The 21980-nt window shown below is 67.3% G+C and carries 22 protein-coding genes and 1 tRNA gene; 8 read left to right on the top strand and 15 right to left on the bottom strand.

Translation table 11 applies throughout. The annotated features are described in order from the left end of the window. Positions 1-2 precede the first annotated feature (2 nt). Entirely contained in the window at positions 3-1052 is a 1050-nt protein-coding gene (locus E0E05_RS07070) for a polysaccharide deacetylase family protein (protein ID WP_131616078.1), read from the bottom strand. 106 nt (positions 1053-1158) lie between these two features. On the opposite strand from E0E05_RS07070, the gene E0E05_RS07065 reads away from it, so the two are divergent. Then, positions 1159-2313 (top strand): GNAT family N-acetyltransferase, encoded by a 1155-nt coding sequence (locus E0E05_RS07065; protein ID WP_131616077.1) that lies wholly within the window; start codon positions 1159-1161, stop codon positions 2311-2313. A gap of 19 nt (positions 2314-2332) precedes the next feature. Here the strand turns inward: E0E05_RS07065 and E0E05_RS07060 are convergent, their stop codons facing one another. Beyond that, entirely contained in the window at positions 2333-4495 is a 2163-nt protein-coding gene (locus E0E05_RS07060) for a GumC family protein (RefSeq protein WP_158629292.1), read from the bottom strand. A 227-nt stretch (positions 4496-4722) separates the two neighbouring features. Between E0E05_RS07060 and E0E05_RS07055 the strand changes: the two genes are divergently transcribed. From E0E05_RS07055 to catB, 6 genes are all read left to right on the top strand, one after another. Beyond that, complete coding sequence (locus E0E05_RS07055) at positions 4723-5298, top strand: polysaccharide biosynthesis/export family protein (protein WP_131616075.1); 576 nt, start codon at positions 4723-4725, stop codon at positions 5296-5298. Between the two features lie 14 nt (positions 5299-5312). Then, positions 5313-6494 carry a glycosyltransferase family 4 protein gene (locus tag E0E05_RS07050; RefSeq protein WP_131616074.1) on the top strand — a complete coding sequence of 394 codons (1182 nt, stop codon included), beginning with the start codon at positions 5313-5315 and terminating at the stop codon, positions 6492-6494. Positions 6495-6540: 46 nt separating this feature from the next. Further along, positions 6541-8079, top strand: a complete 1539-nt coding sequence (locus tag E0E05_RS07045) for an undecaprenyl-phosphate glucose phosphotransferase (RefSeq protein WP_131616073.1) — start codon at positions 6541-6543, stop codon at positions 8077-8079. Beyond that, positions 8076-8747 (top strand): hypothetical protein, encoded by a 672-nt coding sequence (locus E0E05_RS17835; protein ID WP_342212205.1) that lies wholly within the window; start codon positions 8076-8078, stop codon positions 8745-8747. Before E0E05_RS07045 ends, E0E05_RS17835 begins: the two co-directional genes overlap by 4 nt. Continuing rightward, a complete protein-coding gene (locus E0E05_RS17830; protein WP_342212204.1) occupies positions 8672-9358 on the top strand; it encodes an O-antigen ligase family protein in 687 nt (228 codons plus the stop codon). The genes E0E05_RS17835 and E0E05_RS17830 overlap by 76 nt, the downstream gene beginning before the upstream one ends. Before the next feature lie 328 nt (positions 9359-9686). After that, positions 9687-10322, top strand: coding sequence for a type B chloramphenicol O-acetyltransferase (gene catB / locus E0E05_RS07035; protein ID WP_131616072.1), 636 nt, complete (start codon positions 9687-9689; stop codon positions 10320-10322). 100 nt (positions 10323-10422) lie between these two features. On the opposite strand, the gene E0E05_RS07030 is transcribed toward catB, so the two are convergent. From E0E05_RS07030 to E0E05_RS07000, 7 genes are all read right to left on the bottom strand, one after another. After that, positions 10423-10499: transfer RNA gene (locus tag E0E05_RS07030), tRNA-Pro, on the bottom strand. A 111-nt stretch (positions 10500-10610) separates the two neighbouring features. Then, on the bottom strand, positions 10611-11222 hold the full coding sequence (locus E0E05_RS07025; RefSeq protein WP_210215772.1) for a MerR family transcriptional regulator: 612 nt from the start codon (positions 11220-11222) through the stop codon (positions 10611-10613). A 45-nt stretch (positions 11223-11267) separates the two neighbouring features. Next, complete coding sequence (locus E0E05_RS07020; protein ID WP_131616071.1) at positions 11268-11585, bottom strand: integration host factor subunit alpha; 318 nt, start codon at positions 11583-11585, stop codon at positions 11268-11270. Positions 11586-11727: 142 nt separating this feature from the next. Then, positions 11728-12699: a beta-ketoacyl-ACP synthase III gene (locus tag E0E05_RS07015; RefSeq protein ID WP_131616070.1), complete on the bottom strand. Its 972-nt coding sequence runs from the start codon at positions 12697-12699 to the stop codon at positions 11728-11730. Further along, complete coding sequence (plsX, locus tag E0E05_RS07010; protein WP_131616069.1) at positions 12696-13775, bottom strand: phosphate acyltransferase PlsX; 1080 nt, start codon at positions 13773-13775, stop codon at positions 12696-12698. Before plsX ends, E0E05_RS07015 begins: the two co-directional genes overlap by 4 nt. 109 nt (positions 13776-13884) lie before the next feature. Next, on the bottom strand, positions 13885-14457 hold the full coding sequence (locus E0E05_RS07005; RefSeq protein WP_131616068.1) for a YceD family protein: 573 nt from the start codon (positions 14455-14457) through the stop codon (positions 13885-13887). Then, positions 14454-15008: a ubiquinol-cytochrome C chaperone family protein gene (locus tag E0E05_RS07000; RefSeq protein ID WP_131616067.1), complete on the bottom strand. Its 555-nt coding sequence runs from the start codon at positions 15006-15008 to the stop codon at positions 14454-14456. Before E0E05_RS07000 ends, E0E05_RS07005 begins: the two co-directional genes overlap by 4 nt. 115 nt (positions 15009-15123) lie before the next feature. Between E0E05_RS07000 and E0E05_RS06995 the strand changes: the two genes are divergently transcribed. After that, positions 15124-15648, top strand: coding sequence for an outer membrane protein assembly factor BamE (locus E0E05_RS06995; RefSeq protein ID WP_131616066.1), 525 nt, complete (start codon positions 15124-15126; stop codon positions 15646-15648). An 88-nt stretch (positions 15649-15736) separates the two neighbouring features. On the opposite strand, the gene E0E05_RS06990 is transcribed toward E0E05_RS06995, so the two are convergent. From E0E05_RS06990 to ribD, 6 genes are all read right to left on the bottom strand, one after another. Beyond that, entirely contained in the window at positions 15737-17872 is a 2136-nt protein-coding gene (locus E0E05_RS06990) for a sodium-translocating pyrophosphatase (RefSeq protein ID WP_131616065.1), read from the bottom strand. A 158-nt stretch (positions 17873-18030) separates the two neighbouring features. Then, the gene (locus E0E05_RS06985; protein ID WP_131616064.1) at positions 18031-19290 is read right to left on the bottom strand and encodes an MFS transporter; all 1260 of its coding nucleotides are present in this window, start codon (positions 19288-19290) and stop codon (positions 18031-18033) included. Positions 19291-19307: 17 nt separating this feature from the next. After that, positions 19308-19778: a transcription antitermination factor NusB gene (gene nusB, locus E0E05_RS06980; protein ID WP_039724085.1), complete on the bottom strand. Its 471-nt coding sequence runs from the start codon at positions 19776-19778 to the stop codon at positions 19308-19310. Further along, the gene (locus tag E0E05_RS06975; RefSeq protein ID WP_131616063.1) at positions 19775-20218 is read right to left on the bottom strand and encodes a 6,7-dimethyl-8-ribityllumazine synthase; all 444 of its coding nucleotides are present in this window, start codon (positions 20216-20218) and stop codon (positions 19775-19777) included. Before E0E05_RS06975 ends, nusB begins: the two co-directional genes overlap by 4 nt. Before the next feature lie 43 nt (positions 20219-20261). Then, on the bottom strand, positions 20262-20888 hold the full coding sequence (locus tag E0E05_RS06970; protein ID WP_131616062.1) for a riboflavin synthase: 627 nt from the start codon (positions 20886-20888) through the stop codon (positions 20262-20264). Further along, positions 20888-21970, bottom strand: coding sequence for a bifunctional diaminohydroxyphosphoribosylaminopyrimidine deaminase/5-amino-6-(5-phosphoribosylamino)uracil reductase RibD (gene ribD / locus E0E05_RS06965; protein ID WP_131616061.1), 1083 nt, complete (start codon positions 21968-21970; stop codon positions 20888-20890). The genes E0E05_RS06970 and ribD overlap by 1 nt, the downstream gene beginning before the upstream one ends. Positions 21971-21980: the final 10 nt, after the last annotated feature.

Genomic DNA, 21980 nt, shown 5'->3' with positions numbered 1-21980 from the left:
GCTCAAAGCGTGACCAGGCGCCGACCCCGGTTGGCGAGCGCCACGGTCAACCCGCTCAGCATCGTCTCGACATAGTGCGGCTGCTGATACTCGCCGTTCAGCGAAATGCGCGGCAGGGCGTGCAGATGGTCGGCGTGGCCGGGCTGCAGAAGGCCATGGCGCGTGGTCACCGCCGTGGCGAGACCGGCCTGGCGAACGAGATCGACCTCGCGTTCGCCGACCGCAGACGGACCGCCATAGGGATAGGCGAAATGACGCGGCGTCTGGCCGATCTCGGCGCCGATGCGCCGCACCGATCCGGCGATCTCCTCCATCGCGCGGTTTCGTTCGAGGCGCCTGAGGCTGAAATGGTGGGACGTGTGGGCGCCGATCGTGCACAGCGGATCGGCGGCAAGCGCGCGGACCTCGTCCCAGTCCATGATCGACGCGCGCCGGTGCGCATCGACATCGACGCCGTGATCGGCCGCGAATCGCGTCATCAGGACCCGCTGGGCGTCCTCGTCGACTTCGCTCGTCAGATAGCCGGTAAGGCGATCGTATGCGGCCTGCTTCTGCGCGGCGGTGGCGCAGAGCAGTTCGATCGCATCGTCGTGCGTGCGGAAGCGAACCGTGTCGCGGCTTTCGATGATCCGCGCCGCGATCTCCCACCACAGATAGGTCGAACCATCGATGAGCCCCGGGCAGATGAACACCGCATAAGGCACTTCGTGCGCCGCAAAGACCGGCGCGCCGAGTTCGGCGTTGTCGCGGTAGCCGTCATCGAGCGTCACGGCGGCGAAACGCTCGTCGCGATGGCCCGCGCGCAGGCGATCGGCGACCTCGTCGAGCGTGACGAAGCGCCAGCCCTCGCGCTTGAGCGTGCCGAACAGCTCGTCCAGGAAATCCGGAGCGCAGGACAGGAACGCGTTGAGCCCAGAGGCGTTCTGCGGCGGCCCGATCCGATGCAGCATGAAGATCGCGCCCATACCGCCGAAGAGCCGCTGGGACACGGCGGACAGGCCTGTCGCGCGCGCGCCGATCATGACCGACTTCCGCCACAGCGTCTTGTACATCACCTATCCTGCACGTCAGTGACCGCCCGACCGGGGCAATTGGCCGGCGGCCTTCAACGGAAATGAAACCCGCATCGGCTTAAGGTACGGTGAAAGGGTTGAAGGAATGGTTGACGCAACGTTTCAGCGGACCGGCGCCGCCACCGCCGCGCGCGTGCCGGCGGTCTCGGTCGAGGTCATCGCGGGCGTCGCCGCCGCGCGCACCGCAATCGATGCGATCACGCCCGACATGATCCACACCGGCTACCAGCACCCGGCAATGCTTTCGGCCTGGGTCGGCACGGCCGGCTGCGAACCGATGTTCCTGACCTTCGCCACGGATGGCCATGGTCCGGTCCTGCTGCCGCTCGAACTGTGCGGAAACGGGGTCGCCGGCTATTGCGGCGGGCGCCACGCGAACGGGAACTTTCCCGTCGGTCGCCGTGCCGACATCGAGGCACTGGCGCGCGCGGGAGAGCCGGCGATCAAGGCGGCGCTGCGGGCGGCGGACTGCCCGGCCGGCTCGATCATACTGGAGCGCCAGCACGCCGTCTGGAACGGCATCGCCAATCCGTTCGTCTTCGGCACGAGCGTCCAGAGCCCGAACATCGCGCTTTCGTTCGCAATCGACAGCGACTTCGACACGCTGCTGACCGAACGCGGCGGCAAGAACAAACGCAAGAAGATACGCAGCTACCGGCGCAAGCTCGACGCGATCGGGACCGTCGCGTTCCACCATCCGGTTCCCGTGGCGGATGCGCCGGCCGCGCTCGACCGCTTCTTTGCGCTGAAGGCGGAACGGTTCAGGGCGGCCGGCATTTCCGACGTCTTTGGCGACGCGCGCACGCAGGCGTTCTTCAGGGTGCTGTTCACCGAGCACGGCCCGCAGCATGAACTGCACGCCCTGACGCTGGACGACGAGATCATCGCCATCGCCGGCACGACGACGCTCGACGGCCGGATGACGGTCGAGTTCGGCACGTTCGACGTCCACCATGCGCCAGCGAGACCCGGCGAACAGCTCTTTTTCAGCATGATCGCCCACGCCTGCGAGACGGGAGTGAGGATCTTCGACTTCGGCATCGGGGACGAACGATACAAGCGTGCCTGGTGCGATATCGAGACCACGCACTACGACACGACGATCGGCCTCACGCTGCCGGGCAAGATGCGGGCGGCCGCCCAGACCGGCCGGAGCCGCCTCGTGCGGGCGCTCAAGTCCAACGAACGGGCCTGGGCCCTTGCAAAACGGGTGCGCAAGGCGCTCGCAAGCCGCTCTTAGGTCGCAAGGATCTAGCCGCTCACCCCGCCTTGCGCAGATCGACGGGCGTATCGGGATCGGGCGAGGCATCATCCTCGCCCAGCACGATCAGCACATCGTCGTAGCCGCCATCGGCCAGGTCCTGCGCCGCCTCGACCGCGGCATCGCCGCTTTCGGGGTCGACCGAAAGGATGATCTCGCTTTCGTGGCTGGCAAGCCGGGCCAGACCGGCCGCGTCGGTGACGCCGCAGTCGACGACCACGATGTCGTAGGCGGACGCGAGGCCATCGAGGATGATCGGGAGCCGTTCGATGCCCGCCAGCGCGCGTTCCGGATCGGCGCCGCCCGAAGGCATGACATGGGCCCCGGACCGGCTGTCGCCGAAGATGACCTCCGAATAGGAGGCTTGCGCGGCCAGAAGATCGGTGATGCCCGGCTCGGCCGGATCGGCGTCCATCAGGCCGCCGGCATAGCCGGTTCCCGACAGATCGAGCACGATGGTGCGAAGGCCCTTCTCGTCGAGCCGCCGCGCGATGCCGACGACATTCGGCGCGGCGGTGCCGCCCGGCGGCGCGACGATCAGCGCCCGGCCGGCACCGCGCCGGATGAGCTTGTCGGCGACCGCGGAGACCGAGAAATTGTCGTTGGCCGGCCCTTCGGCACGGGCAGGTGCGGCAGCGGGCGCCGCACGGCCCACCTGCTCGGGCTCGGCGTCAGCGACCGAGGGCGTGGCGGCCGGCGCGACGGGCTCGCTGACGGCAGGGGCCGCCGATGCCGCATCGGAAACCGCCGGCGCATTTGCCGCCGGAACCAGAGCGCGGCCTGAAAACAGTTCGCGCATAAGCGTGACGACGATCATGAATAGAAGGGACGCAAAGAAGGTCGCACCGATGAGCGGCACCATGCGCGGAAAGGACGGCTCGATCGGCACGGTGGCGGACGAGATCAGGCGCGCCTTCGCCGGGGCGTACTCTCCCTGATCGCGCGACTGGGCTTCGCGGAAACGCACCAGATAGGTCTCCAGCAGCGCCCGTTTGGAGGCCGCCTCGCGCTCGAGCGCGCGCAGTTCGACCTCGCTGTCGTTGGCGTCGGCCGAGGCGGCCTTGAGCGTGTTGAGATCGGCGCCCAGTTCGGCCTCACGATCACGGGCGATCCCGGCCTCGTTGCGGAGGCCGGCGAGCACGTTGCGCGCCTGCGCGCGGATCTGCGCACCCAGACCCTCGATCTGCGACTGCAGCGCCTGCATGCGCGGATGGCCGGGCAGCAGCGTGGTCGACAGATCGGCCAGTTCGGCCTGCAGGTTCGCGCGCTGCTCGGTCAGCCGGGCGATGACGGGCGAGGCGATCACGTCGGGCAGCGTGTCGACGGACACGCCATTTTCGAGCGCGGCTTCCACGCTGCGCACCCGCGCCTCGGTCGCCGACCGTTCGGCCCTGACCCGCGACAGCTCGGTCGACAGTTCGGCAAGCTGTTGGGTGGCCAGAACGGCATTGTTCTCCCCCAGCAGCAACCCGTTCTCCGCCCGATAGTCGGCGACGGCCGCCTCTGCGGCGCGCACCTCCTGCTGCAGGTCGGCAATCTCGCGCTCGAGATAGTCGGCGGCCGCGCCCGTGTTCTGGAGCTGCGCCCGGCTTTCGAGGGCGACATAGGCCTCGGCCAGCGTGTTGGGAACGCGGGCCGCAAGTTCGGGATCGGAGGACCGGAAGCCGATCACGATGACGCGCGAGTTCTCGACCGGATAAACCGAAAGCCGTTCGCGGATTGCGGTGAGCACCTGCTGTTCCTGGCTGCGCTCGGACGGGTCCGCGGCAAGGCCGATCAGGATCAGCCCGCGCCGGAAGGCCGAGAGGTTGGCGTCGGCGTTGAACTCCTCGCGCGACGCCAGATCGAGTTGTTCCGCCACCTGGAGCAGGAGATCGGTCGAAGTGATGATCTGGACCTGGCTGGCGATCGCTTCCTGGTCGAGCAGCGTCTGATCGGCCAGCGGGTCGCGATCGGGGCGCGTGAAGACGGACTCGCCGGCATCGATCAGCACGCGGGCATCGCCGCGATATTGCGGTGTTGCCATCAACAAAAGAAGCGTGACGATCGCGGTGATCGCCAGCGCCCCGATCACGATGATCCACTTGTCGCGCCATAGGGCCGAGAACAGCCGGCCGACATCGAGGTCGGCGTCTTGCGACTGATAGGACGAAACGGCCATGTGCACACTCCGGCAACGCGGTACTTGCCGGCGAGCGTAAACCGGTATGGTTTCCATGGTGTAAACCGGCCCTTCAGACTTCGTTCACCGGGATTGACGAAGCGTAAATCATGCCGGGCGGCGGAGCGCCGACCCCGCCCGCTTTACCGGCCATTAACCCTAATGACGCGATAACCGTACCGACCAGGGCGCACCACGCGCCTTTCGATGAACGGTTGGAAGTGCCAATGCGTGTTCAGTTGCGCTCCTTTGTCATGCGAGGTTTCGCCGCCGCCGCCATGCTCGCGCTGGCGGCCTGCTCGGGCTATCGCCCCGCCCCGCCAGCATTCCACGAGGCGATCAACCAGCCCTATACGCTCGATGCCGGCGACCAGGTCCGGGTCACGGTCTTCGACCAGGCCGATCTGACCAACGCCTACGCGGTCGACCAGTCGGGCTATATCTCGTTTCCGCTCGTCGGCGCCGTGCCGGCGCGCGGCCGCACCGTCCACCAGCTCGAAAGCGCCATCGCCACCGAGCTGCGCCAGGGCTTCCTGCGCAATCCGGACGTTTCGGTACAGGTCGAGACCTATCGGCCGATCTTCGTGATGGGCGAGGTCGGCGCCGCGGGCCAATACTCCTACGTGCCGGGCATGACCGTGCAGACCGCCATCGCCTCGGCGGGCGGCTTTTCGGCCCGCGCCAACCAGGCCAATGCCGACATCACCCGCCACATCAACGGCCGCGTCATGACCGGCCGTGTGCTGATCTCCGACCCGATCCTGCCGGGCGACACGATCTATGTCCGCGAACGGTTGTTCTGACCGGCCCTGATGCGATGGCCGACGCGCCGAGCCTGACGATCGTCCATGTGCTGAGGGCGCCCATGGGCGGCGTTCTGCGCCATGTGCGCGATCTGGCCGACGCCCAGGGCGCGGCCGGTCACCGGGTCGGCCTGATCTGCGACGTTGCCGGCACGGCTGGCTACAATGAACCGATGCTGGCCGAACTGGCCGAAGGCCTCGCGCTCGGCCTGCGGCGGGTGCCGATGGCCCGCTCGATCGGACCCGGGGACATTGGAGCTGCCCGCAACATACTGGCGTTGCTGAGGAAAATGGAGCCCGACGTGGTCCATGGCCACGGCGCCAAGGGCGGCGTTTTCGCGCGCGCTGTGGGTGCGATGGCGAACCGCTCCAGGCGGCCGGCACGGATTTATTCGCCGCATGGGGGCAGCCTTCACTACGACCCGGCGAGCCGCAGCGGCCGGCTGTACTTCGCCGTCGAGCGCATGCTGGAACGGGTCTGCGAGACGATCCTCTTCGTGGCCGACTACGAACGCCAGACCTGGCGCGCCAAGATCGGCGAGCCGCGCTGTCCGACCCGCGTTGTCCATAACGGGCTTGCCCCCGGCGAGTTCGAACCGGTCCCCGCCGCGCCCGATGCGGCGGACTTTCTGTTCATCGGCGAAATGCGCATGCTGAAGGGGCCGGACCTGTTCGTCGACGCCATCGGCGCGCTGCGCGGCGGTCCGCATCCGCAGGTCTCTGGCGTGATGGTCGGCGCGGGCCCTGATCGCGACGCCATCGCGGGCCGCATTGCCGATGCGGGGCTCGGCGACGCGATCGCCCTGCGCGACCCGATGCCGGCCCGGCAGGCGTTCGCGCTTGCCCGCGCCGTCGCCATGCCCTCGCGCGCCGAGGCGATGCCCTACATCGTGCTCGAAGCGCTTGCCGCCGGCAAACCCCTGATCGCAAGCCATGTCGGCGGCATTCCAGAGATCATGGGGCCAGAGAACCCTGCCCTGATCGCGCCCGAAGGCGCCGAACTGACCGTAGCGATGGACAGGGCCCTCTCCGAGCCCGACCGGCTGGCAAGGCAGATGCCGCCCGTGGCCGATCTCAGGGCCCGCTTCAGCGCCGAGACGATGGCCGGCGCGATCATCGAAACCTATCGCGAGGCGCTTGCCCGCGCGCGAGGCGCGGCGGGGCCGGGATCGGGGCCTTCATCAAGCGTTTCTTAAGCCTGCCCCGATAGGCTTTCGCGGCAATCGCGAACGGAAAGCAGTGATGAACGAGATCGACCCGCGCCTGCGCTACACGCCGGAGACCGTCCGCGCCTACCAGACGGGCGACGAACTGGTCATCAAGGAGGGCCAGCTCAATTCGCTGGCCGCGCGGATCGCGGACGAATACCGGCGCGACACGATCTCGCCGTCGATGGTCAGCGGATTGCTGCGCGTCGGCGAATTCCTCGCGCTTGCCGCGATCTCGGTTCTGATCATGCTGGTCTATGTGGGCGTGCCGCAGGGCATGCTCCTGGACTATCCCGCCGCCATCATCACCGGTTCGGCGCTCTACGTGATCTTCGCCGAGGTGGCCGACGCCTATCAGATCCGTGCGATCCGCAACTCGGTTGCGTTCTTCCCGCGCGTGGCCGCGATGTGGACGGCCGCGTTCGCCGTCATGGCCCTGACGGCGTTCTTCATGAAGACCTCGGAGGACTTCTCGCGGGTCTGGTTCGGATCGTGGTTCCTGGCCGGCCTCGTTCTGCTGTTCGCCGTGCGGCTCACATTGAACTGGCTCGTGCGGAAATGGGCGCGCAACGGCACCATGGAGCGGCGCGCGGTCATCGTCGGGGGCGGCAAGGCCGCCGAGAAGCTGATCCGCGCCATGGAGGCGCAGCCGGACAATGACGTGCGCATCTGCGGCATCTTCGACGACCGCGACGACGAGCGTTCACCGCTGATCGTGGCGGGCTACCCGAAGCTCGGCAACATCGAGGAGCTGGTCGAGTTCACCCGGCGCGCCCGCATCTCCATGCTGATCGTCTCGCTGCCGCTCGATGCGGAGAACCGCGTGCTGCACATGCTCAAGAAGCTCTGGGTGCTGCCGGTCGACATCCGCCTTTCGGCCCATTCCCACAAGCTCCGTTTCCGGCCGCGCACCTATTCGTTCATCGGCAAGGTGCCGATGTTCGACATTTTCGACCGGCCGATCCGCGACTGGGACCGCGTCGCCAAGCGCGGCTTCGATATCGTCTTCTCGCTTCTGGGGATCATCGTGCTCTCGCCGATCATGCTGGCGACGGCGATCGCGGTGCGGCTGACATCGAAGGGCCCCGTGATCTTCGTGCAGAAGCGGCACGGCTTCAACAACGAGATCATCAACGTCTACAAGTTCCGCTCGATGTATGTGGATCAGCAGGACGCGACGGCGCGCAACGCGGTGACCCGCAACGATCCGCGCGTGACGCCCGTCGGCCGGTTCATCCGCAAGACCTCGATAGACGAGCTGCCGCAGTTCTTCAACGCGCTCAAGGGCGATCTGTCGCTGGTCGGCCCGCGTCCGCACGCCGTTCACGCCCAGACCCGTGACAAGCTCTATGGCGAGGTGGTGGACGGCTATTTCGCGCGGCATCGGGTGAAGCCGGGCGTCACCGGCTGGGCACAGATCAATGGCTGGCGCGGCGAGGTCGATACGGACGAGAAGATCAAGAAGCGCACCGAGTACGACCTCTACTACATTGAAAACTGGTCGCTGCTGCTCGACCTGAAGATCCTGTTCCTGACGCCGATCAGCCTTCTGAACACGGAAAACGCCTATTGACGACCGCCGCCCCGCCCCTCTCGCCGGTCGACAGGAACCGCGCGCTCGGCGGATTGCTGGCGGCGTTCGCCATCTGGCTGAGCGCGTTCCTGAGCGGCTTCGTGATCAACGAGCCGGCGCCGTACGAACTGTTCATGGTGGGGCTCGTCGCCATATGGTTCCTGTGCGGGCTGCGCCTGCCCGCCGCGATCATGCCGCTGACGGTGCTGCTCGTCGTCTTCAACATCGGCGGCGTCATCTCGATGATGACGATGGCAAACTGGCGGGACGCGCCGCTCTATCTGGCCGTCGGCTTCTTTCTCGCCTTCACCGCGATCTTCTTTGCTGCGGTGATCGCGGCGGACTGGCGGCGGCTGAACGTGATCATGAACGGCTATCTGACCGCCGCGGTCCTGACCGGCTTTCTGGGAATCGTCGGCTATTTCGGCCTGTTGCCCGGCGCCGAGATCTTCACTCGTTACGGTCGCGCGATGGGCGCCTTTCAGGACCCGAACGTGTTCGCGCCCTTTCTCGCACTGCCGACCATCTGGTGCCTTCACGGCGTTCTGACGCGCCCGCTCAGGGCGCCCTGTGGCGGCTGCCGCTGCTTGCCGTGCTCGTGCTCGCCCTGTTTCTTTCCTTCTCGCGCGCCGGCTGGGGCCTGTTCGTCGTCTGCGCGCTTCTTCTGACGATGACGCTGCTGATCGCCTCGCCGACGCCGGCGTTCCGGCTGCGTGTCCTGGCGCTGTCGGTGGCGGCGTTCGTTGCGATCGTCATCGCGCTGGGCATCGCGTTGCAGATCGACACCGTGCGCGAGATGCTGGTCGAGCGCGCCCGCCTGGTCCAGGATTATGATGCGGGCCAGGGCGGACGCTTTTCGAACCAGGTGCTCGGCCTGTTCAAGGCGACCGAGCACCCGCTCGGCATCGGCCCGCTCGAGTTCGGCCGCCGGTTCGGCACCGATACGCACAACATCTGGCTGAAGGCGCTGTTCGACTATTCGTGGCTTGGCTTTGCCGCCTATGTCACGCTGGTCTTCTGGACGCTCGGGGCCGGCCTGCGGATCGCCCTGCGCGACCGGCCCTGGCAGCCCGTTCTGATCTGTGCGCTGGTTGTCTTCTTCGGCCACATGCTGGTCGGCAACGTCATCGACACCGACCGGTGGCGGCATCTCTATCTCATCATGGGCATCATCTGGGGCTGCATCGCGCTTGAAGCGCGCCACCAGCGCGCGCAGGTCCCCTCGCCCACGCCGCCGGCGCATCACGGCACGCCTCGCGACGCATCGACGTACGCCTGACCGGTAGCCGGTTCGCTTATCGCAAACCAACGGGAAACGGCCGAGCCCTCCCTGAACGCGGGAGGCGCGTCGCCGTCAGCGACATTGCCCGTATCGGGCATCCCGAGACGTTCTTTCGCGGCAAAAGGCCTCTTGCGGCTTGGCCTCGATCGCCGCGCGGGCTATGCTGGACGCCCCACCCTGCAGCAGGTTTCCAGCCCGATGAAGGCGGCACGCCGAACCACCTGAATGAGCCCCGGAAGACGCCCGGGGGATCGCCGCGATACCGAAGTGTATGCGCGCCGCTTCTGCCTGACCGCAGAAAACAACTCATTTCAGGAACCGGACCATGCAAAATTTCTTCGAAAGCCCGTTCAAGGGCGTCCCGCTCGACAAGCAGGTCGAGAACCCCAACATCAGCGTCGGTCGCTACAGCTACTATTCGGGCTACTACCACGGTCATTCGTTCGAGGACTGCGCGCGTTATCTTCTGCCCGATGCGGGCGTCGACCGGCTCCTCATCGGAAGCTTCTGCTCGATCGGGACCGGTGCGGCCTTCATCATGGCGGGAAATCAGGGGCACCGGCACGACTGGGTCAGCTCCTTTCCCTTCTACTGGATGTCCGAGGTTCCCACGTTCGCGGCGGCGGAAAACGGCTACGTGCCGGCCGGCGACACGGTTGTCGGGAACGACGTCTGGATCGGGTCGGAGGCCATCATCATGCCGGGGGTTCGCATCGGCGATGGTGCGGTCATCGGCACCCGCGCGTTGGTGACCCGGGACGTGGCGCCCTACGCTATCGTCGGCGGCAACCCGGCACGGACGATCCGCAAGCGTTTCGACGAGCGGCTGATCGCGCTGCTTGAGGAAATGCGATGGTGGGACTGGCCGGAGGACGAACTCGAAGCGGCCATGCCGCTGCTGACCAGCAGCCGGATCGAAGACCTTCACCGGCACTGGATCGCCAAAAACACGGCAAGCTGACCGGCACCCCGCGCGCCAGGGTCGCGCGTTCGGGCCGGACGTCGGCGGACCCATCGTTCCGCGAAAGGACCGATGCGGAAACCGACGATGAAGGGAAAACTGGTCGGAGCGGCGGGATTCGAACCCACGACCCCTACACCCCCAGTGTAGTGCGCTACCGGGCTGCGCTACGCTCCGACCTTGGCGTGCTATAGTTCCGGCGGGCGCGCGAAACAAGAGCGGATTTGTCCGCTCGGCACCGACCGAAGCGCGGACGACGCGAGGAGTATTGGTCGAACACCGGTGCGATCAGCGTGCCTGGTCGAGCAGGCGCTTGCATTCGAGAAGATCAAACAGCGCTTCCTGCAACAGGGTCCGGTTGTCACGGGAAAGGTCCGTGCCGGTCTCGGACGCGCCTTCTCCGCCACGGCCGCCAAGACCGAACAGGCCGCGCGACCGGGGCCTTGCATGGCCGACCATCACATCCGCATCGGCCGTCGGCTCGTCGTCCACCGCGTCGGCCGCTGCCCTGGCCGAGGGGGAATCGGCCTTCTGCGCCGTGTCGACCTTGTTCTCGGACGCCTGCCCCTCGATGGCGCGCGCCTCGGCGTTGCGGCGGGCCATTTCCTCGAGCGCAGAAAGGTCGCCCGCGCCGATGGCGACGGCGAACTGGACGCCGTTCTCGCGCAGGATCTTCTGGGCGCCCTTGATCGTGTATCCCTCCTCGTAAAGGAGGTGCCGGATGCCGCGCAGCAGATCGACATCGGACGGGCGATAGTAGCGCCGCCCTCCGCCGCGCTTGAGCGGCTTGATCTGCGAAAAGCGTGTTTCCCAGAAGCGGAGGACGTGCTGGGGCAGGTCGAGGTCGTCGGCGACCTCCGAGATCGTGCGGAAGGCGTCTGGGCTCTTCTCGGTCATCATCGTCCCTCATCGCGGCGCTATTGGAGCCCTGCCCCCGTCTCGTCCTCAGCCCTTCTTGTGCCGCTTCTTGTATCCGTCGATGATGCGCTGCTTGAGCACGTTGGACGCCTTGAAGGTGACGACCCGGCGCGGCGAGATCGGCACTTCCTCGCCCGTCTTCGGATTGCGGCCGATGCGTTCGGTCTTGGAGCGCACCTGGAACGTGGCGAAGGAGGAAAGCTTGACGGTTTCGCCGCGCACGATCGCATCGCAGATTTCGTCAATGATCATTTCAACGAGAGCGGCGGATTCGGTGCGTGACAGTCCCACCTTGCGGTAGACGGCTTCGGTCAGGTCCGACCGTGTGACCGTATTCTCCCCCATGAAATGTCTTTCCGCAAAGCGATAAATCTCGGACGCGCCGAAGGGTATCGTCAAAGACCTTTGAAATCAAGCAAATGCGCCCGGATATGAAGCCGGCGACATGGTCCGAATCCCGTTTTGAAACAGGCAATCGGAGTCGGCCTCACCAGCGCACGAGCAGCGCGCCCCAGGTGAAGCCGCCACCCATCGCCTCGAGCAGCACCAGATCGCCCTTGCCGATGCGGCCGTCCTGAACCGCGACAGCCAGCGCCAGCGGGATGGAGGCGGACGAGGTGTTGGCGTGACGGTCGACGGTGATCACGACCTTTTCCTCGGGGATTCCGAGCTTCTTCGCCGAGGCCTCGATGATGCGCCGGTTGGCCTGGTGCGGCACGAACCAGTCGATCTGCTCGCCGGTGATGCCCGCGGTCGCGAACGACTGCTCGATCACGTCGGTGATCATGCCGACCGCATGCTTGAAGACCTCGCGTCCCTCCATGCGCAGATGGCCCGTCGTCTGCGTGGTCGAGGGGCCGCCGTCGACATAGAGCTTTTCCTTGTGCCGACCGTCCGAGCGCAGATGGGCGGCCAGGATGCCGGTGTCGGAGGTCAGCCCGTTGCCGTGCGCCTCCTCGACGACCACCGCACCGGCGCCATCGCCGAACAGGACGGCGGTGCGCCGGTCGTTCCAGTCGAGGATGCGCGAATAGGTCTCCGCGCCGATCACCAGGACGCGGCGGGCGAGGCCGGCGCGCACATAGGTGTCTGCGGTCGTCAGCGCGTAGATGAAGCCCGTGCAAACGGCCTGGATATCGAAGGCGGCGCCATGGTGCATGCCAAGCCGGCACTGGATGTCGACGGCGGTCGCCGGAAAGGTGTTGTTCGGCGTCGAGGTGGCGACGATGATCAGGTCGATCGCGTCGATGTCGATGCCGGCATCGTCGAGCGCGGCGCGTGCGGCCGCCTCCCCGAGCGATGCGGTGGTCTCGTCGTCACCGGCCACATAGCGCTGGGCGATGCCGGTGCGCTGGCGGATCCAGGCGTCGGACGTTTCGAGCCGCTCCTCAAGTTCGCTGTTGGGCACGACGCGCTTGGGCAGGGCCGATCCCACGCCCCTGATGGCTGTTCTGATCATTGTGCTGCCTTTGCCGCGGACCCGCTGTCTTCGACCGCCGCATCGAGGCTGGCGCGGACCTGGCCGTTGTGGAAATGCTGAAGGTCGTGATCGATATGGGCGAGCAATTCGTTGCGGACCATGTCGTAGGCCATGTCGACGGCGGCCGCGAAGCCCTCATCGTCGGTGCCGCCGTGGCTCTTGACCACGATGCCGTTCAGTCCAAGGAAGACGCCGCCATTGACCTTGCGCGGGTCCATCTTGTCGTTGAGGCGGCGGAACGCGCCGCGCGCGAGCAGGTAGCCGAGCCGGGCGAGCCAGGTGCGGCTCATCGCCGAGCGCAGATACTCGCCGATCTGCCGGGCGGTGCCCTCGGCCGTCTTCAGCGCGATGTTGCCCGAAAAGCCCTCGGTGACGACGACATCCACCGTGCCCCTGCCCAGATCGTCGCCCTCGACGAAGCCGTGATATTCGAGCCCGCTCAGTTCGGCCTCGCGCAGCAGGCGGCCTGCTTCCTTGACCTCCTCCTGGCCCTTGATCTCCTCGACGCCGACATTGAGAAGGCCCACCGTCGGACGCTCGACCTCGATCAGCGCACGCGCCATCGCCGCACCCATGACGGAGAAGTCGACCAGTTGCAACGCGTTGGCGCCGATCGTCGCGCCGACATCGAGGACGATCGATTCGCCGCGAAGGGTCGGCCAGATGGCGGCGATCGCCGGCCGTTCGATGTCGCCCATGGTCCTGAGACAGAACCGCGCCATGGCCATCAGCGCACCGGTGTTGCCGGCCGAGACGCAAACGTCGGCCTCGCCCGCCTTGACCGCCTCGATAGCCTTCCACATGGAGGACTTCCAGCGGCCGTTGCGGAGCGCCTGGCTGGGCTTGGCGTCCATCTGCACGGCGACCTCGCAGTCCACGACCGTGCTTGCCGCCTTCAGCTTGGGATGGCCGGCCAGAATCGGCTCGATCTCGTCGGCCTTTCCGAACAGGATGAAGCGCATCTGCGGATGGCGCTCCAGCGACAGCGCTGCGCCGGGAATGACCACGGAGGGGCCGTGATCGCCGCCCATCGCATCAATCGATACCGTGATCACCGTTCAACCGATCCTGAAATTCCGGCGCCCCGCATCGGGGTGCGCCCGCCCCTGCAAGGTGGCGGCACCATAACGATAATGGTCGTGTGCTCAACCGGCAAAATGCGTCCTAGCGCTCGCCGTTCGTCTTCAGCGCCGCCAGCTTGGCGAACGGGTTTTCCGGTGCGTCGGCCGGGTCCGGCGCGAAGTCCCCGGGCGGCTCGGCGCCCTTCTTGCGCGGATAGGGATCGAGCGCCAGCGCAAAGAATTCCTCGGCCGCCGCGCCGATGTCGAGCATTGGCGGGGTGAACGGCTCGGGCAGGTCGGGGCCCTCGGCGTCGACGATGATGTCCGCCCCCTCGCCCGGCTCGGCCCGGCGCGACAGCGGCGAATCGTCGGGCACGAACACCGCCTCGAAGGGCGCCCGGACGCGCGCCGGCAGGGGATCGAGCGTGACCACGCATCGCTGGGTGATCTCGGCATCGACCGTGCCGACCAGCCTGACGCCGTCGCGCTGCCAGCGCTTGACCTCGATGTCGGCGGCGAAGCGTTCGACCGAAACCAGATCGTGTTCGGCGGCGAGCGCCTGGCGCTGCTCGGCATCGGCCTCGATCGTCTGGCGACGGCCGCGCGCGGGCAGGACCGAAACGTTGAGCCGATGGCTGACCGGCGAGATGGTATCGGGCTCGTGTCGGTCGGTCATGCCGGGGCTCCCGCTTCCGGGAAGGCGATCCGGGCCGACAGGAGCGACGCGTCGTCCTGGGCCGCCAGTGCTTCGGCCGCGGCGAGCGTGTAGCCGGCGAGCGAGCGCGCGTCGAATTCCGGCTCTTCCTTGGCGTCGGGCGCGATGTTGCGTTCGAGCGCGGCGGCGAGCGCGTCGGCATCGCCCGCGTCGATCGCCTCCCAATAGGGCCCCATGCGGCCATAGAACATGCGCGCCAGCTTCTTCATGCGCTTGGGCACGCCGGCATCGCCGATGCCGAGTTCGCGGATCGAATGGTCGACATCCTTGAAGAACTCGTCGAGCACGTCCTGGGCGAGCGCTTCGACGCCGGGTCCGGCGCCGCGCGTTCGGCGCAAAAAGACGATCATGTGAAGGCCGAGCGACTCGTAGCGGCCAAGCGGCGTGTCGGGCACACCCCATTGGGCATAGATCGCCGGCTGGCGGGCCGCCGCGACGATCTGATCGAACAGCCGGTCGACGATGATCCGATTGGCGTTTTGCGTGCTTCGCCGAAACAGTGACACAATCATGCGCATATCCGTGGCCGACCGGCAGGACTGGCGCCGACGGCTTGCAACAGGGCCGCCGCTGGTTTACCGGAACGGTCCAGTACGGCCGGCAGGCCCGGCCAAGGAGATGAACGTCATGGCGCGAAATTTCAAGTCGACGCGAACGGGGCTGCGGGCATCGGCCGCGCTCGTTGTGGCGGCCACGGCGCTTGCAGGCTGCAACTCGGTCGGTTCCGAGCTGATGAACGTGTCGCAAGTGACGAACATGTCCGAGACCTTCAAGCAGGGTTACGTGGTTGACGAGCAGACGCTGGCGCTGGTGCCGCCCGGCTCGAGCCGAGAGCAGGTGCTTCTGGCGCTTGGCACGCCGACGACGACGAACACGTTCGAGAACGAGGTGTTCTATTACATCTCGCAGACGCGGCAGCGCCGCGCCCAGTTTCTCAAGCCGCGCCTGGTCGACCAGCGCATCCTCGCGGTCTATTTCGACGGCGAGAACACGGTGGAGCGGATCGCCGACTACGGCCTTCAGGACGGACGCGTGTTCGACTTCATCACCCGTACGACACCGACGGGCGGCCGTGACCAGACTTTCCTGACCCAGGTCCTGACCGGCACGATCGGCGGACCCTCGCCGGAGTCACTGCTCGGCGGACGCTGAGCGCAGCCCGCACTTCGCGGGAAGGCCGGATAGAAAAGGCCCGCGCGGATCGCTCCGCGCGGGCCTTTTTCGTGGCGGTCGCGCCGGCCTACTGGGCGAGGACGGCCAGCAGCAGAAGCGCGACGATGTTGGTGATCTTGATCGCCGGGTTCACCGCCGGGCCGGCCGTGTCCTTGTAGGGATCGCCGACCGTGTCGCCGGTCACCGAGGCCTTGTGGGCCTCCGAGCCCTTCTCGTGCTTGACGCCATCCTTGTCGATGAAGCCGTCCTCGAACGACTTCTTGGCGTTGTCCCAGGCGCCGCCGCCCGAAGTCATCGAGATGGCGACGAACAGGCCGTTGACGATCACGCCGAGCAGCATGGCGCCGACCGCGGCAAAGGCCGAGGCCTTGGAGCCGGAGATCAACAGCACGCCGAAATAGACGACCAGCGGCGCGAGCACCGGCAGCAGCGAGGGGATGATCATTTCCCTGATCGCCGCCTTGGTTAGCATGTCGACCGCGCGGGCATAGTCGGGCCGCTCGGTACCTTCCATGATGCCGGGCTTCTCGCGGAACTGGCGGCGCACTTCCTCGACGACGGCGCCACCGGCGCGGCCGACCGCGGTCATCGCGATGCCGCCGAACAGGTAGGGGATCAGTCCGCCGAAGATCAGGCCGGCCACGACGTACGGGTTGGACAGTTCGAACGAGATGTCGCCGAGATCGGCGAAGTAGGTATAGGTCTCCGGGTTGGCCGCGAAATAGGCCAGATCGTTCGAATAGGCCGCAAACAGCACCAGCGCGCCAAGGCCGGCCGAACCGATCGCATAGCCCTTGGTGACGGCCTTGGTCGTGTTGCCGACCGCGTCCAGCGCATCGGTGGACTTGCGGACCTCGGGGTCGAGTTCGCTCATCTCGGCGATTCCGCCGGCATTGTCGGTGACCGGGCCGAATGCGTCGAGCGCGACGATCATGCCGGCAAGGCCGAGCATGACGGTGACCGCGATGCCGATCCCGAACAGGCCGCCGAGCTGGAAGGTGGCGATGATGCCGGCGACGATGACGATCGCCGGCAAAGCCGTCGATTCCAGCGAGACCGCAAGGCCCTGGATGACGTTGGTGCCGTGGCCGGTGACCGAGGCCTGGCTGATCGAGTTCACCGGGCGCTTGTTGGTGCCGGTGTAGTACTCGGTGATGATCACGATCAGGCCGGTGACGACAAGACCGATCAGGCCGCAATAGAACAGGTAGCGGCCGTTGATGGTCTGGCCGGCCACTTCGCCGATGTCGTCCCAGCCGATGGTCAGCGAGGTCGCCGCGCCGAGGCCGGCGATGGTCAGAACGCCGGTCGCGATCAGGCCCTTGTAGAGCGCGCCCATGATCGAGCCGTTGGTGCCCAGCCGCACGAAGAACGTGCCGACGATCGAGGTCAGAAGGCAGGCGGCGCCGATCGCCAGCGGATAGAGCATGACGTCGGCCAGAACTTCGTTGCCGGCGAAGAAGATCGCGCCGAGCACCATCGTGGCGACGATCGTCACCGCATAGGTCTCGAACAGGTCGGCGGCCATGCCGGCGCAGTCGCCGACATTGTCGCCCACATTGTCGGCGATGGTCGCCGGGTTGCGCGGATCGTCCTCGGGAATGCCCGCTTCGACCTTGCCGACCAGGTCGCCGCCCACATCGGCGCCCTTGGTGAAGATGCCGCCGCCCAGACGCGCAAAGATCGAGATCAGCGAAGCGCCGAATCCGAGCGCGACCAGCGCGTCGATGACGATACGGCTTTCGGGCGCAAGGCCCATCATGTCGGTGAGGATGTAGTAGTAGATGGCGACGCCCAGAAGCGCGAGGCCCGCCACCAGCATGCCGGTGATCGCGCCGGACTTGAAGGCGATGTCGAGGCCGGCCGAAAGCGAGTGGGCGGCCGCCTGGGCCGTGCGCACGTTGGCCCGCACGGACACGTGCATGCCGATATAACCGGCGACGCCCGAGAGCACCGCGCCGATCGCAAAGCCGATCGCGGCCGTAGCGCCGAGCAACAGCCAGGTGGCGATGAAGACGACCGCGCCGACGATGCCGATCGTGGCGTACTGCCGGTTCAGATAGGCCTGCGCGCCCTCGCGAATGGCCCCGGCGATTTCCTGCATGCGCTGGTTGCCCTGGTCGGCGGCAAGCACCGACTGGGTGGCCCATATGGCATAGACGATAGACAATAGGCCGCAGGCAATGACGGCGAGAAGTATCATCGGGTGTCCTCCTGACGGGCCCGCCCAGGTCCCCCGGCGAGCCGCATAAACGAAAGGCAGGGCCGATCGGCCCCGCGTCGGCGTCGTCTATGCAGAAAGGGCGAATTTGGGTCAAGGCGGCATGCGCCCTTTACCCAAGCCGATGCCGGCCGGCGGTATCAGCCGCGCCGGGCGGCGAGCCTCCGGTCGCGCAGGACGAAGCCGGCAAGCAGCACCAGGCAGACCGAGGCGACCGGCAGCAGGATCCAGTTGAGCGCGACCCACCCGGCCTCTGCGGTTTCGCCGAACCAGTTGAGCGTCGCGCCCGACATCAGCGAGGCGAAGGCGACCGTGCCGAACAGGGCGAAGTCATGGACGCCCTGAACCTTGTTCTTCTCGGCCGGCGTATAGGTGTCGGTCAGCATGGCGGTGGCGCCGATGAAGCCGAAGTTCCAGCCGACGCCCAGAAGGATCAGCGCCAGCCAGAACTGCCACAGCGCGATTCCGGACAGGGCGACAAGGCCACAGACGATCAGGATCAGGAGGCCGGCGGCGACGATCGTCTCCTTGCCGAACCGGGCGATCAGGTTGCCCGTGACGAAGCTCGGCGCGAACATGGCCATGACGTGCCAGGAGATGCCGAGCGTGGCCTGTTCGGCGCTGTAGCCGCAGCCGACCATGGCGAGCGGCGCGCCGGTCATCAGGAAGCTCATCAACGCATAAGACGTGACACCGCAGATGAAGGCGACCAGAAAGCGCGGCTGGCCCACGATGGCGCCGAGCGAGCGCTCCGGCGCGGCCGGCGGCGCATCGGCGGCGACCGGCTCGACATGGTCGGCGATCTTCAGCGTCGACAGGATCAGCGCGCCCAGCAGGCCAAGACCGATCACGGCGACGAAGGCGCCCGCGAATTCGACCGGCGCAAACAGGTTCTTGGTGTGGATGACCGCCTGCGGGCCGATGATGGCGGCGAAGACGCCGCCGCCCAGCACCCAGGAGATCGCCTTGGGCTTGAAGATCTTCGGCGAGGCGTCGGCGGCCGCGAAGCGGTATTGCTGGACGAACGCGCCGCCAAGGCCGATCACCAGAAGCCCGGTGGCAAACAGCCAGAAGCTGGTCTCGAACAGGCCGAGCGCGGCGATCGCGCCGCCGAGGGCGGTGACCATTGCGCCCGACACGAAGCCGTTGCGGCGGCCGACCGCGCGCATCAGCATGGCGGCCGGAAGCGCGCCGAGCGCCACGCCGATATTGAAACCGGTGACGGGCAGCGTCGACAGCGTCTTGTCGGCCCCGAGCAGATAGTGGCCGGCAAGCCCGCCCATGGAGATCGCGACCGGGGCCGCGGCGCCGACGATCGCCTGCGAGGCGGCGATGGTCAGCGTGGTGCGCTTGGCAAAGCTCAGATCGGCGACCGGCGCGCTTGGCGCCGTGGCGGACATCCTGTGTCCCCCGGCGCTCATGCCGCCCTCGTCCGGCGCGCGATGCGGTCGAGCACGGCATTGACCATGCGCGGCTCCTCGCCGTCCTCGAAGAAGGCGTGCGCGATGTCGACATATTCAGTCACGACGACGGCGACCGGCACATCCTTGCGGTGGATCAGCTCCCAGGCGCCGGCGCGCAGGATGGCGCGCAGCGTGCCGTCGAGCCGCGACAGCGGCCAGTCCTCGGACAGCGAGTCGCGCACGACCGGATCGAGCCGTGTCTGCTCGGCGACCACGCCCGACAGGATGGCGCGGAACCAGGCCGCATCGGCATCGCGATACCTGACGCCGTCGATCTCCTGGCCGAGCCGGAAGGTTTCATATTCGGCCGCCGTCTCCAGCACGCCCGAGCCAGACATGTCCATCTGATAGAGCGCCTGCACCGCGCCGAGGCGGGCGGCGCCGCGCTTGTTGGCGGCCTTGAGCCTTGGTGCGTCCGCGCTCATCGTGTGCCGAGCCTTTCGCGCAGGCCGATCATGGCGAGCGCGGCCCGCGCGGCGGCGCCACCCTTGTCCTTGCGGTTGCGGTCGGCGCGGGCCCAGCCCTGTTCGGCATTCTCGACGGTCATGATACCGTTGCCGATGGCGAGCTTGTCGGCGATGGCCAGATCGGTCAGTCCGCGCGCGGATTCGTTGCAGACCAGCTCGAAATGATAGGTTTCGCCGCGAATGACCATGCCGAGCGCGACATAGCCGTCATAGATCGTGCGGCCGGCGCGCGCGAACGCGATCGCGGCGGGGATCTCGAGCGCGCCGGGCACGGTGACGACATCGAAGGTCGCGCCGGCCGCTTCGAGCGCGTGCCGGGCGCCATCGAGCAGCGCGTCGGACATGTCGTCGTAAAAGCGCGCCTCGACGATCAGGATATGTGGCTTGTCGGAACTCATGGGAACGGTGCGGCCTTGCGCCGATGGCTGTTTTGGCCGTGCCCTACGCCTTTGTGCCGGCCGCCGCAAGCCGGTCGGCATAGTGCGCGACATAACGCGCGATCGGGTCGATCTCGAGGTTGACCGCATCGCCCGCTTTCCGCTCGCCCCAGGTCGTCACCTCGAGCGAATGGCGGATCAGCAAGACATCGAACCGATCATCCTCGACACCGTTCACGGTCAGCGAAGTGCCGTCGAGCGCCACCGACCCCTTGGGCGCGATGAACCGCATCAGCGCATGGGGCGCGACGAGGATGAAGCGCACCGCATCGCCCTCGACGCGGGTCTCGGTGATCGTCGCCATCGCGTCGACATGGCCCGAGACCATGTGCCCGCCATATTCGTCCCCCGCCCTCAGCGCCCGTTCGAGATTGAGCCGCGTTCCGGCTGCCCACTTGCCGGCGCTGGTCAGGCGCAGCGCTTCCTCCCAGGCTTCCACCTCGAACCAGCGCGCATCGTTGCCGGGCTCGGGCAGCCCGGTCACGGTCAGGCAGACGCCGGCGCAGGCGATCGAGGCGCCGATGGCGATCGTCGCGGAGTCGTAGGCCGTGGCGATCCGGAAGCGCCGGCCCTCGGGCAGGTCGGTGGCGGCGATCACCTCGCCGATATCTGTGACGATCCCGGTGAACATCAGGGGCGCTCCGCAAGCATGAACCGGTCGGCGCCATAGACCGCCCGGCGCGCAACCGCAAACCCGGCGGGCAGGGTTTCGCCCGTGAACGGCGCGGCGATGCCGCCCTCGCCCACCAGCACATCGCTTTCGAACAGGGCGATGCGGTCGACGAGTCCCTCCTGAAGAAAGGCCCGCGCGACGGCTGCGCCGCCCTCGACCATGACGCTGGCGATGCCGAGCGCTGCCAGATCCTCGACCAGTTCGGGCAACGCGATGCGTCCGTCCACCGTCTCGCTGGCGATCAGCCGCACGCCCCTTTCGGCGAGCGCACGCGCCCGGTCGGACAAGGGGTCGGCGGTCGCGACATGAACCGGCGGCATGGCGGCGCCAGCCACCAGCTTCGAGCCAAGCGGCAGGCGCGCATCGGTGTCCAGCACGATCCGGCGCGGCGAGCGCGGTTCCATGCCCTCGAGCCGGCAGGTCAGTTCCGGGTCGTCCTCCAGTACCGTGCCGATGCCCACGAGGATCGCATCGTGTTCGGCGCGCATGCGGTGCGCCTGGGCGCGCGCGACCGCGCCGGTGATCGCCACCTGGCCGGCGCCCTTGCGGCCGACCATGCCGTCGGCGGAAACGGCAAGCTTCAGAGTCACTTGCGCGCGTTTTTTCGATGACCGAGTCAGATAGGCGCCGAGCACGTCGCCAGCGCCGGCGGGGTCGCAGTCGGCGAGCACGGCAATGCCTCCCTCGCGCAGGATCGCATACCCCCTGCCGGAGACCCGTTCATCCGGATCGGAGACGGCGGCGATGACGCGCGCGACTCCCGCCGCGACGAGCGCTTCGGCGCAGGGCGGCGTGCGGCCATGATGGGCGCAGGGTTCGAGCGTGACATAGGCGGTCGCGCCGCGCGCGGCCGCGCCTGCTTCTTCGAGCGCGATCGTTTCGGCATGCGGACGGCCGCCGATCGCGGTGATGCCGCGCCCGACGATCGCGCCGTCTGATACGATCAGCGTGGCGACGGAGGGGTTGGTGCCGGTGCGGCCCAGATGCCAACGGGCATAGCGCAACGCGGCCCTCAGAAAGCGCGCATCGTCGGCCGTCATGGAGCCGGTA

Origin of the sequence: Roseitalea porphyridii, assembly GCF_004331955.1 — a bacterium.
GTDB lineage: Bacteria > Pseudomonadota > Alphaproteobacteria > Rhizobiales > Rhizobiaceae > Roseitalea > Roseitalea porphyridii.
Note: the sequence above shows the minus strand (reverse complement) of the source record. Positions and strands in the feature narration are given on the sequence as shown.